The sequence below is a fragment of the Baaleninema simplex PCC 7105 genome (genome assembly GCF_000332355.1).
Taxonomy (GTDB): Bacteria; Cyanobacteriota; Cyanobacteriia; order Cyanobacteriales; family Geitlerinemataceae; genus Baaleninema; species Baaleninema simplex.
In genome coordinates, this window is record NZ_KB235958.1 from 2176070 (window position 1) to 2187001 (window position 10932).

Annotated in this window: 9 protein-coding genes and 1 rRNA gene; 4 read left to right on the forward strand and 6 right to left on the reverse strand. The window is 50.6% G+C overall.

Going from position 1 to position 10932, the window contains the following annotated elements:
* Positions 1-30 precede the first annotated feature (30 nt).
* From GEI7105_RS0111750 to GEI7105_RS0111765, 3 genes are all read right to left on the reverse strand, one after another.
* On the reverse strand, positions 31-447 hold the full coding sequence (locus GEI7105_RS0111750) for a HEPN domain-containing protein (RefSeq protein WP_017660655.1): 417 nt from the start codon (positions 445-447) through the stop codon (positions 31-33).
* A 72-nt stretch (positions 448-519) separates the two neighbouring features.
* Entirely contained in the window at positions 520-1791 is a 1272-nt protein-coding gene (locus GEI7105_RS0111755; protein ID WP_017660656.1) for a polysaccharide deacetylase family protein, read from the reverse strand.
* A 242-nt stretch (positions 1792-2033) separates the two neighbouring features.
* Positions 2034-2699 (reverse strand): HAD family hydrolase, encoded by a 666-nt coding sequence (locus tag GEI7105_RS0111765; RefSeq protein ID WP_017660657.1) that lies wholly within the window; start codon positions 2697-2699, stop codon positions 2034-2036.
* A gap of 275 nt (positions 2700-2974) precedes the next feature.
* Here GEI7105_RS0111765 and GEI7105_RS0111770 point away from each other — a divergent pair, with 275 nt between their 5' ends.
* Positions 2975-4012, forward strand: a complete 1038-nt coding sequence (locus GEI7105_RS0111770) for a CHAD domain-containing protein (RefSeq protein ID WP_017660658.1) — start codon at positions 2975-2977, stop codon at positions 4010-4012.
* A gap of 281 nt (positions 4013-4293) precedes the next feature.
* Entirely contained in the window at positions 4294-5031 is a 738-nt protein-coding gene (locus tag GEI7105_RS0111775) for an RNA-guided endonuclease InsQ/TnpB family protein (protein WP_017660659.1), read from the forward strand.
* 611 nt (positions 5032-5642) lie between these two features.
* On the opposite strand, the gene GEI7105_RS0111785 is transcribed toward GEI7105_RS0111775, so the two are convergent.
* Positions 5643-6098 carry a DUF1622 domain-containing protein gene (locus tag GEI7105_RS0111785; RefSeq protein WP_017660661.1) on the reverse strand — a complete coding sequence of 152 codons (456 nt, stop codon included), beginning with the start codon at positions 6096-6098 and terminating at the stop codon, positions 5643-5645.
* Between the two features lie 21 nt (positions 6099-6119).
* Positions 6120-6632, reverse strand: a complete 513-nt coding sequence (locus GEI7105_RS0111790) for a GNAT family N-acetyltransferase (RefSeq protein WP_017660662.1) — start codon at positions 6630-6632, stop codon at positions 6120-6122.
* Between the two features lie 728 nt (positions 6633-7360).
* Between GEI7105_RS0111790 and GEI7105_RS0111800 the strand changes: the two genes are divergently transcribed.
* Positions 7361-10132, forward strand: a complete 2772-nt coding sequence (locus GEI7105_RS0111800) for a bifunctional acetate--CoA ligase family protein/GNAT family N-acetyltransferase (RefSeq protein WP_017660663.1) — start codon at positions 7361-7363, stop codon at positions 10130-10132.
* 4 nt (positions 10133-10136) lie between these two features.
* A complete protein-coding gene (locus tag GEI7105_RS0111805; protein ID WP_017660664.1) occupies positions 10137-10367 on the forward strand; it encodes a DUF167 domain-containing protein in 231 nt (76 codons plus the stop codon).
* 251 nt (positions 10368-10618) lie between these two features.
* On the opposite strand, the gene rrf is transcribed toward GEI7105_RS0111805, so the two are convergent.
* A 5S ribosomal RNA gene (gene rrf, locus GEI7105_RS0111810) occupies positions 10619-10735 on the reverse strand.
* Positions 10736-10932: the final 197 nt, after the last annotated feature.

Consider the following 10932-nt stretch of genomic DNA (forward strand, 5'->3'; position numbering starts at 1 on the left):
ATCTATCTCAAACCTTCGATCGCTGTGAGATTATTTCCTTCGCGAACCTTTTCGACGCATCTGGGTTTGAAGAAAGCTGCAAAGGCTTTTCGCACCTTGTATCAAACCCTCTGTTTTTAATCCTAAATGTTGCGGGAGTTCGGTTTCATAGCGCAAACTCGTATCCCAAACATCAATATAAAACGTGCGATCGCCCCGAGAATCTCGCAAATCGTTTAACTGAAACCCACAAGCTCGCCATAAATTCCGAAGATTGTGTCCGGCTGAACCGTTGCTGGGAAAAGGCTTTCTCTGTTTTTGCAGTAACGCTTTGAGCGTACATTCAACAGCGTAGCCCGCTAAATAAACGCTGGCAACAGAGTACGGGCGATTGTGTTGCAGGCGATCGGCATCGACAAGCCTTTCTCTTGCGACGTTTAACCAATCGTCGGAGGTATGGGGACTCATGGGAACGGGCGATCGAGTTGCCTTTGGATTCAGCCAAATTCAACCCTATTCGGACTCAATCGTTCAGATTGTCTATCTTAACCCAACTTCGCGCGGCTGTAGCTGTTTTAGACGCCCTCGCAATTTCCCCAAAAACAGATCGGCTTGCTCGAACCAAAATTCGGCGTTCCAATACACGAAACAACTGGTTTCGCACACCAACAACAATCGCTGAATTTCCTCGAGTTCTGAAGTCTCTAACTCCGACGAGTCTAACGCCGCCACCTGTTGGCTGAGTTCGTCGATTTCTCGTAAAATTCCCTGACGGCGATCGCCCTCGTTCCAACTTTGATGGCCGCCAATCCACGATCCCCCTGTCGGTTTCAAACGAACTGGCGTAGCATTGTCCGGGGGATATTTCGTAATATATTCGCTGACTGTTGCCATCTCAATGTCGGGAAGTGCGGACACTTGATGCACTAAAGGAACGAAGGTATTTCGGAAATACTCGAACATCATCACGTTTCCGTTTTCACCGTCAGAAGTCGGAACGATTAACGGTGAGGTTAAAATTCCTTTTTCAGAAAACACGTGCGATCGATAGCGAATGTCGTTCAAACAGCCATCAGCGTTATGTCCGCTTTGTTGGCGAATTCCCATTTCGGTATCTCTGACAACGCACAGTATCCGTTCGGTTTCGCCGTCGGCGGTAATTTCTAACTCATGAACGCGGTTTTCGAGTTCCGGTGTCGTCCATCCCTCGGGCATTTCTAAGGCGGAAGTGGGGAGAATCAGCCACTCGTAACCGCAGCGTTTGAGGGTTCGCACCAATTTTATCGCCTGTTGCGGCTCTCCAGTCATGCCCATTTCGGGCAGCCAAAAGCCTTTGACGTGCTTCAACGCCGCTTCGCCGAACAAATTGCCAAAAATCTGTTTCCAAGCCAGGATTTGCGCTTCCCAATCCCGTTCGGGAGTGGCGGGAAAGTAACAATGGCTGTAGGCGGTTCCTGCAAATTCGATCGCCTCGGGATAGTCTTCTAAAACCTGACGCCACAACTCGATAACGTCTCCGATGGGTTCGCCATCGACGTGAAGGTTGGCAAAGGTTCCGTTATCCGACAAGTACGCCAGTTCTTCTAACAACACGCCGGAATAGTCCACCATCATTCGCGGGCGATATCCGTCTTGACTGAGTTGTTTGGCGTATCGAGCTGGATTTTTATAGGCTTGGGCAAACCATTGGGCGTTCCAGCCTTCTTCGGAATTGCGATCGCCGCTTAGCATTTTTTCGAGATTTCCCATTTGGCAGTTGTCGTACCAAATGGGCGGTTGGTGCATATGAAGCCAGGGAACGAAGTAAGCCATTGTTTGTTGATATTGCGTTTTTCTTAGGTTGAGGAACTTAAAAATATTAAGCCCTATCTCTCTAAGGTAACACTCGAATGAATTCGTCGCTGTAAAACTCCGTTTTTTTAAAGAAATCGACAGGTTTTTTAGATCGAAAAATTAACACGAGCCGCGTTCGCTCGCTGAAGTCGATCCAAAAAAAGTTAAAACCGACAGAATTTATCCCAAAAATCGTTGAAGTTCAGTTAAGTTTCTAGAATTCAAGACGCGATCGCCTCGAAGTTTTCTGCTAGCCAATCCCACAACCGAGACTCGCTAAAATCTGCGATCGCGAACGCCGCACCGACATCGATTAAACCTTGAAGATCGTGGGTAGTTGCCATTCCGACGGTCGTTAAACCGGCAGCGACTGCACTGCGGATTCCCGAAGGGGTATCTTCAAAGACGATCGCCTCGTTAGGGGATAGCGAAAGCCGCTCTAAGGCAAGCTGATAGGGAGCGGGATCGGGTTTTCCAAACGCGGCGTCTTCGGCGAGAACCACAGTATCGAAACGGTTGCTGAGATTTAACGCAGCCAACATAAACTCGGCGTTGGAACGCGGTGCGTTAGTAACGACGGCAGTGACGAGCGATCGCGCTTCGATCCACTCTAGCAGGCGATCGAGTCCCGGCAGGCGATCGAGCGTGACGCCATCCTCACGAAATCGCGCTTCTTTGGCTTCTGCAATTTTCAACCCTTCTTCAAATGGAAGTCTTGCTAGAACATCGCGCACGATCGCTTGATTTTCGCGGCCGCTGATGCGAGTTTGATAGAATTCACGATCGATCTCGATGCCCAATTCTCGCAAGATATCTTGCCAAATAGCAAAATGGCGAACGTCAGTATCGACCAAAGTTCCGTCTAAATCGAACAAAATCGCTTTCATCGGCGATCGCTCCTCTCCTCTCTGTTTTTATCGGTCAGATCGCGTCACTTAACGTTGACGGAGATCGATTGCATCCGTCAAGCCTTTGGGGGGTCTCTTCCTTAAACTTATAAACTCGTCCCCTGCGATCGTCGAACCACGCGACGAACGAGGTGTGAGGTTAACAAAAAGTTAAGAGATTCGTTAAACTGAAGATCTATCTGTCAAGATCGAGATGTTAACCATTGGGTGCGACATCTCCACAACACCCTAACGATTGGAGGTGGTAGCAATACATGACCGCACAGCAGCCAGACTTACAACAACTTTTAGGCGATCGCGCCTACGATGCAGTTAAAAAGCACGTCCAACGAACGCTCAAATACGAATCTGACGTTCTCAAAGATCGCGATCCCGAAGCCTTACACCAGATGCGCGTGGGAATGCGACGGTTGCGATCGGACGTGACGGGTTTCGAGGCCGCCATCGAACTCCCAAAAGCCGCACAAAATAAACCGATCGGTAAAATTTCTCGGACGCTGGGAAAACTGCGAGATATCGATGTAATGCAGGAAGCGTTAGTCGAACGATACCAGCCAAATTTACCGAAGAAAGAGCGATCGAAAATCGAACCGGCGATCGCGACCCTAACCGAACAGCGAAAAGCTGCTTTAGCGGAAGTGCGCGAACTCCTCAAGGGGAAAAAGTATCAAAAATTCAAGAAAGCCGTCACTAAATGGCTCGATCGACCTCAGTACCGCGTCTATTCTCAAATGGCGGTCGGCGACGTTCTCCCCGATATTTTACTTCCCAGTATCAGCCGTGTTCTTCTCGATCCGGGGTGGTGGGTTGGTTTCTCAAAAACCCCGGACAACGGCCGTCGTCCGACCTTAAGTAGTGCAGAAGTCGAAGCCATTATTGCCAACGAAGGTTACATTTTACACGAGCTTCGCAAGCAAGCCAAACGAGTTCGCTATTTGATGAATTCCTTCGCCGACCTTTACGGCCCCACCTATCAAACCTATCTTGAAGACATGAGGGAACTTCAGGAGGTGCTGGGTAACATTCAAGATAGTTGCGTGATGGGTGAGTTTCTCAGCAAAGTTTTTCACTGCGATTTGAAGCGAGAAACGCCGAAATTTGCAGAATTGCTCGAACAAACCCGTTTCGAGTCTTGGCAACGGTGGCAAGTGTTGCAAGGACGCTATTTAAACCCTCAAATTCGCCAGAATTTCCATCGCGAAATTTTACGAGGTATCGAACGTATTGCGATCGCCTCTACTGAAGTCGAACCGAACGAAAAAAATCCGGTTTCAGCTCAAAGTTTGGGTTAAAACGTTAGTTTTGACCCATGATTTTGGGTCTAAAGCCCCGCCCCTTCGACTTAGCTCAGGGCAAGCCTTCTAGGGCGGCTTTTCTTTAGTTTGCGAATCAACTCTCGCAATACATCGTTTTGAGTCCTGCTTGTTTTTTTCGCAGTGTTCAACAAGCCAATCGTACTCGTCCTCAGAGCATCTAACTGTCAGTTTTTTATGCCGTCATTTTGCCGTCACTCGTGTTGAAATACTAACATGAAGACGCTAAAGTTCAAGTTCTACAACCACAAGGCGACCGGGTGTATCAGTTCGGGAAGTCCAGAGATATTGAGGGCAAGGTGAAAACCGTGACCATCAAACACACACCCCTGGGGGAGATGTTCATGTTCGTCACGGTGGAAACCGCTTCTGAGTCAGTCATTAAAGTCGAGACGGGTAAGACCGCTGGCTTTGATTTTGGACTGAAGCAATTCCTCTCCACATCTGAAGGCTTCAACATTGATGCACCGTTGTTCTTCAAGCAGTCTCTCAACGAGATTCAGAAGGCTAACCGGGAACTGTCCAGGAAACAGAAGGGGTCGAACAACCGGGAACGTGCCCGAAAGAATCTGGCCCGCCGCCATGAGGACATCTCCCACAAGCGAGAAGACTGGTTCTGGAAATTGGCTCATCGGTTGACTGACCAGTTTGATGTTCTCTATTTTGAGACGTTGAACCTGAAAGGGATGCAACGGCTATGGGGGAGGAAGGTATCAGACCTGGGGTTCCGAACATTTCTGTCGATTCTGGAATGGGTGGCGCAGAAGAAGGGGAAGTCGGTCTTTTATATCGATCGATGGTTCCCCTCCAGTAAAACCTGTTCCTGCTGTGGTCATGTCCTGGATGAGTTGGATTTAAGTGTCCGACGGTGGCGGTGTCCCTCTTGCGGGTCAGAGAATGACCGGGATGAAAATGCTGCTATCAATATCAAACAGGTTGGGGCATCAACCTGTGGGTTAGGCGATGTAAGACGGGCTACGCCTGCTGTTGCTGCTTGACCCCAGAATCCCCGTCGCGTGACTCGCGGGGAGTATGTCAATCGGCGAACGCTCCCATCACCAAGCCGTCGAGGAACAACAGCAGATGTTGGAGCAACAAGATCGAGAAGAAGCTGCCGATCGAGAAGGTGAAAAGCCCCGAGAGAACGGCTGAGCTGAAACACGGTCAGCTCGAGTCAAAAACCTTTTCGGTTTTCCCGAGAAAGCTGGGCTGAAAATACCAAACTTCCCTTGGCACTTCTCGATCGCCCGCAAACGACAGACGCCAAACCCTCGACGGTAACGTTGGCAAAAATGGTAGGAGAACAGTAGCGATCGCCATCGATCTCGTCGGGGTTGGATTGCGCGATCGTTGTTTAATCTTTTTTTAATCTTATCTTTAACAACGTTCCTGTGGAAACTGTGGAAAACCTCTCAAACCTCTGTTCGATTGAGGGTTTCTTCATCCACATCCCCTGTGGAAAAACTGTGGAAAAACGGGGTGAGTTATCCACAGACTCGCGGCGATCGAACGGTATACCTTCGATTTTCTCTGACTCGATCTCGCCAGAACGGTTCGGAAGATCGGACGTTCGGTCGTGCAAACGAGCTGATATCGTTGAGTCCGACGTTCAGGTTTCGCTCGCCCCTCCCTCGGAGGGCTGTTTCCGTTTAGCTTGGCGGTCGGCTTCGGCTTCGAGTTCTTGGTTGAGAAAATAGTTTAGAAACGTCCGAATGACAGCGATCGCCCCGAGTCTCCCCAAAGCTTCAAAGGATGGAGCGACGGTCGTGGCCAGAATGTCAGCCCCGAGTTGAAACTCTAACGCCATCGCCAACCAAGACCCGAAGCACAATCGAGTTTTCAAAAATAGAACGTCATAAACCTGCTGTCGATACCGAAAGAACAACCGCAATGTTGCGATGAATCCTAACAAAACGCACAGTACGGAAACAGCTTCTAACGCCAGCCTCGACAGGTTGACGATTTCTAACAGTCCCTGTTCGATGGCTTCCATCGCTCGTATTTCGCGTAATACTCGATCTCGATAGTAAGGCAAATCTGGCGCGATCGCGAACTCTCGAACCATTTATAGAATGGCGATCGTCGGTCAAAGTCGTTTTCCCAAAATTACCAAATCCCGCAATACGCCATCGAGTTCGGCGACACAGGGAAGATAGCCCCACTCGCCAAACCCGAACTGCTCGAACAAGCGCAGGCTCGGCGTGTTGTGGGCGAAAACAAATGCTAAAACAGTTTTTAAGTGGAGTTTGGGGCCTTCGCGAACGGCTAAATCGAGCAATTGCGAGCCGATTCCTTGATGTTGGTAGTCTGGATCGACATAAATTCCAAGTTCGGCGGTGGCGGCGTAAGCCGGACGGCCGTAAAAACGGCGAACGCTCAACCAGGCGACGACGCGACGGTCTCGTTCGGTGACCCACAACGGATAGCGGTTGGGAACGTGGCTGCGAAACCAAGGACGGCGACTTTCGACCGATACGGGTTCGAGGTCGGCGGTCGCTTTCCGGCCGGGGATGGCGGCGTTATAAATCGCGACGATCGCGTTGAGATCGCGTTCTCGAGCGTGGCGAATAGAGAGGATCGGGCGATCGTGACGAGTCACGGCGTTGTATGGGGAAACGACAGCAAGACCCGGTTAATTTCGGGCTAATCTCAATTTAACTTAGAGAAGCTTCAACTCGTGTATTCTGGATACACTTTGGCACTCTCCCAAAAATCCCACTCTGGCTTCAACAACTCGACCCGTCCGACCGTATCCACCTCATCAATGCCATTCGTCAGAAACTTTCGATCGAGTCAATCGGACGATCGTCGAGTCAAAACGGCAAAACTGCTTGCCAAAAATATAATAAATTTAGAGAAATGCACGGGTTATCTTCAAGTGCGATCGCCGTGTTTAGTTAAGCGATACAACTTGTCTGCAATCGGACATCGTGTCAATCTTTCAGCTAATGCACTCTCAGATTGAATATGAAAGAGAGATTGTACGAGCCTCGATGAAGCTACAACAACATTTTTCCTCAAACGAGGATCGAACATATAGTGAAAAGCTGCTCCACTTGCAAACGTGACACTATTGAAGTTTAACCCCAAACCCATGCCACAAGTGCTGCAATATTATTGTTAGCTCTATCACAAATTCGTTAATTTTGGGTTAAAAAAAGTTTTTTTTTAGACAGCGATCGCTTGAAATGGTTTTCAAGAAAAGCTGATTTTCGATATTACAGTTAGCGAAGGTAAAGCTAAGTTGAAATTTACCTCGATCGAGAGGCGGGCAACGATACACTGTAGCTAACCCCCTAGCAGTCTTAAATTTTGAAGGAGCGGTCGATGATTCGAGCAACCCCACCAAAAGCCGACCCAGCTCACGACGTACTTCATTACAGACCCGATCCCCTGAGTGCGATTTTTTCGCCCAAAACCGTCGCCGTCATCGGCGCGACCGAAAAACCTAACAGCGTCGGACGCACGGTCTTGTGGAACCTCGTCAGCCATCCTTTTGGCGGGACAGTCTTTCCCGTAAACCCCAAGCGTCCGAGCGTTCTGGGAATTAAAGCTTATCCCGAAATCGGATCGGTTCCCGAAGCCGTCGATCTCGCCGTCATCGCCATTCCTGCCCCCGGCGTTCCCAACGTCGTTCGCCAATGCGTCGAAGCGGGTGTTAAAGGAGCCATTATTCTCTCAGCAGGTTTTAAAGAAATCGGCCCCGAAGGGGTCGAACTCGAACGACAAATCCTCGAAGCCAGCCGAGGCAAAATGCGGATTATCGGTCCCAATTGTTTGGGCGTGATGAGTCCGCTGACGGGGATTAACGCTACCTTTGCCGGAACGATGGCGCGTCCGGGGAACGTGGGCTTTATCAGTCAAAGCGGCGCGCTCTGTACCTCGATTCTCGACTGGAGTTTTCAGGCGAACGTGGGCTTTAGTGCCTTTGTCTCCATCGGCTCGATGCTGGATGTAGACTGGGGCGACCTCATTTACTATCTCGGCGACGATCCCCGTACTGAAAGCATCGTCATGTACATGGAATCGATCGGCGATCCGCGATCGTTCCTTTCCGCAGCCCGAGAAGTCGCTCTGACCAAACCTATCGTCGTCATTAAAGCCGGACGCACTGAAGCCGCTGCCCAAGCCGCCGCCTCCCACACCGGGGCGTTAGCGGGTAGCGACGAAGTCCTCGACGCCTCCTTCCGGCGATCGGGGGTGTTGCGGGTGTATCACCTGGCGCACCTGTTTTACATGGCGGGATTGCTGGCCAAGCAGCCCCGTCCCAAAGGCCAGCGTTTGACAATTCTCACCAACGCCGGAGGTCCGGGGGTTCTCACCACCGATACGTTGATTACAGAAGGCGGACAACTGGCCGAACTGTCGCCAGAGACGATAAAGGCGTTAGACGAGATTTTGCCGTCCCAGTGGAGCCACGGCAACCCCATCGATATTTTGGGAGATGCCGACCCAGAACGTTACGCCCAGTCGTTAGACGTGGCGGCTAAAGACCCCAACAGTGACGGGTTGTTGATAATGCTGACGCCGCAAGCCATGACCGACCCGACGCGCACCGCCGAACAGTTGAAACCTCACGGCCTCGAACGCACCTACAAGAAACCGATTTTTGCCAGTTGGATGGGTGGAGCGGAAGTGGCCACCGGGGCGAACATTCTCAATCAGGCGAACATTCCCACGTTTCCTTATCCAGATACGGCGGTGCGGATGTTTAACTATATGTGGCAGTACAGCCGCAACTTGAAGAGTCTCTACGAAACACCAGCTTTGACTGGGGACGAGGACGAGGAAATAGCGACGAAGCGCGATCGCGTCAAGGAATTTATCGACGCCGCTCACGCTCACGATCGATCGCTGCTGACGGAGTACGAGTCGAAGCAACTACTGGCCAGTTACGGCATTCCCACGGTAGACACGCGCATGGCGAAAACCGTTGAAGAGGCGATCGCAGCGGCGGAGGATATCGGCTATCCGGTCGTGTTGAAGCTGCTTTCGGAAACGATTACCCATAAAAGCGATGTGGGTGGGGTGCAGTTAAACCTCAACGACGCCGAAGCCGTAGAAAAAGCGTTCGATCGCATTTATACCCGTGTCAGCGAACTGCACTCGTCTGACGACTTCCAAGGGGTGACGGTTCAGCCGATGTTGAAACTCGACGGGTACGAGTTGATTATCGGCAGTAGTTTAGACGCGCAGTTCGGCCCGGTGTTGTTGTTCGGGACGGGGGGTCAACTCGTGGAAGTGTTCCGCGATCGAGCTTTAGGACTTCCGCCGTTGAACACCACCTTGGCGCGGCGGTTGATGGAAAACACGAAGATTTACAAAGCCCTCAAAGGCATTCGCGGCCGCGACCCGGTAGATTTGGAAGCGTTGCAACAGTTACTCGTGCGCTTCTCCCATTTGGTGGTCGAGCAACCCTGGATTAAGGAAATCGACATCAACCCGCTGCTAGTGAACTCTCAAAGGATTGTCGCCCTCGACGCCCGTGTGGTACTGCATCCGCCGGATACAGACATTGACACGCTGCCGAAACCGGCCATTCGTCCTTATCCGATGCAGTACGTCGAACCCTGGACGACGCAAAAAGGCATTCCTTTAACGATTCGTCCGATTCGCCCAGAAGACGAGCCGATGGTGGCGAAGTATCACGAGGAGATTTCGGACGAAAGCGTGTATTTGCGCTACGCTCATATGTTTAAGTTGAGTCGGCGCGTCGCTCACGAGCGACTGTCTCGCTTGTGTTTTATCGATTACGATCGCGACATGGCACTGGTGGCGGATTATAAAGATCCGAAAACTAAAGAGCATCATATTGTGGCGATCGCCCGTCTGACCGCCCGCAAGAAACGCATTCGCGAAGCAGAGTTTTCGATGTTAGTGGTCGATCGATTCCAATATCAAGGATTGGGAACAGAGTTATTGCGCCGCCTCATCGAAATCGGACGGGCCGAAGGGTTCAAGCTCATCTTTGCAGAAATCCTCTCGGACAACGGCGCAATGCAACGCATTTGCGAGCGGTTAGGATTCCACATCGAACGAATTTTAGGCGAGTCGATGGTTCGCGCCGAACTCCCACTCAATCCTCCTAGTAACGAGTAATCTCATGATTGTGACCGTTAAAGTCAAACCCAATTCTAAGCAACAGTCGATTATCGTTGAAGATGACGGTAGTTTTACGGTTCGCTTACAATCGCCTCCAATCGACGGGAAAGCGAATAAGGAATTGGTGAAGTTGTTGGCGAAGCGGTTTGGGGTTCGTAAGTCTCAGGTGACGATTCGATCGGGAGAAACTTCGCGTATCAAACGCATTGAAATCCCCGAAATTCCCAATTAATGAAAATAATGAACAACCGGGCTTCTTGGGAGAAATCTCTCAAAGAAACCCGGTTGTTTGTTCAAAAAGTGAAGTGCCGACGATTGAATCATACAGAATCCGATACTGGTTTTGCCTAAGGTTTTGCCTAACCCGACAAGTCTCTCCAAGTCTCTCTCTGTGTCCTCAGTGTCTCTGGGCGTGAAGAGTGCTTGAAACCGAACCAAAAAGAAACCCCCTCAAGGTCTGAGGAGGTTTCTTGTAAAAAATTAACCTGGCACTGAGCTATCTTCCCAGGGGGCAACCCCCCAAGTATTTTCGCCGCTGAAGCGTTTCACAACCGAGTTCGGGATGGGTCGGAGTGGGTCCACTTCGCTCGAAGCACCAGGAAAGTGCTGAAAAACCTTCAAGACTGCACAGTCATCTCAATAAAGCTCGAGAGAGTCGAAACCTCAAACGAGGTCAAGTGCTCGGTCTGTTAGTACGCCTCGGCTTCATACATTACTGCACTTCCACCTAACGCCTATTAACGGATGTTCTTTCCGTGACCTTACTGGGTTAACCCCATCAGAGAACTCATCTTGAG

What these genes read in the sequence shown, in the direction of transcription:
- GEI7105_RS0111750 (WP_017660655.1), bottom strand. Translation starts at nt 447, where the DNA reads ATGAGTCCCCATACCTCCGACGATTGGTTAAACGTCGCAAGAGAAAGG.
- GEI7105_RS0111755 (WP_017660656.1), bottom strand. Translation starts at nt 1,791, where the DNA reads ATGGCTTACTTCGTTCCCTGGCTTCATATGCACCAACCGCCCATTTGG.
- GEI7105_RS0111765 (WP_017660657.1), bottom strand. Translation starts at nt 2,699, where the DNA reads ATGAAAGCGATTTTGTTCGATTTAGACGGAACTTTGGTCGATACTGAC.
- GEI7105_RS0111770 (WP_017660658.1), top strand. Translation starts at nt 2,975, where the DNA reads ATGACCGCACAGCAGCCAGACTTACAACAACTTTTAGGCGATCGCGCC.
- GEI7105_RS0111785 (WP_017660661.1), bottom strand. Translation starts at nt 6,098, where the DNA reads ATGGTTCGAGAGTTCGCGATCGCGCCAGATTTGCCTTACTATCGAGAT.
- GEI7105_RS0111800 (WP_017660663.1), top strand. Translation starts at nt 7,361, where the DNA reads ATGATTCGAGCAACCCCACCAAAAGCCGACCCAGCTCACGACGTACTT.
- GEI7105_RS0111805 (WP_017660664.1), top strand. Translation starts at nt 10,137, where the DNA reads ATGATTGTGACCGTTAAAGTCAAACCCAATTCTAAGCAACAGTCGATT.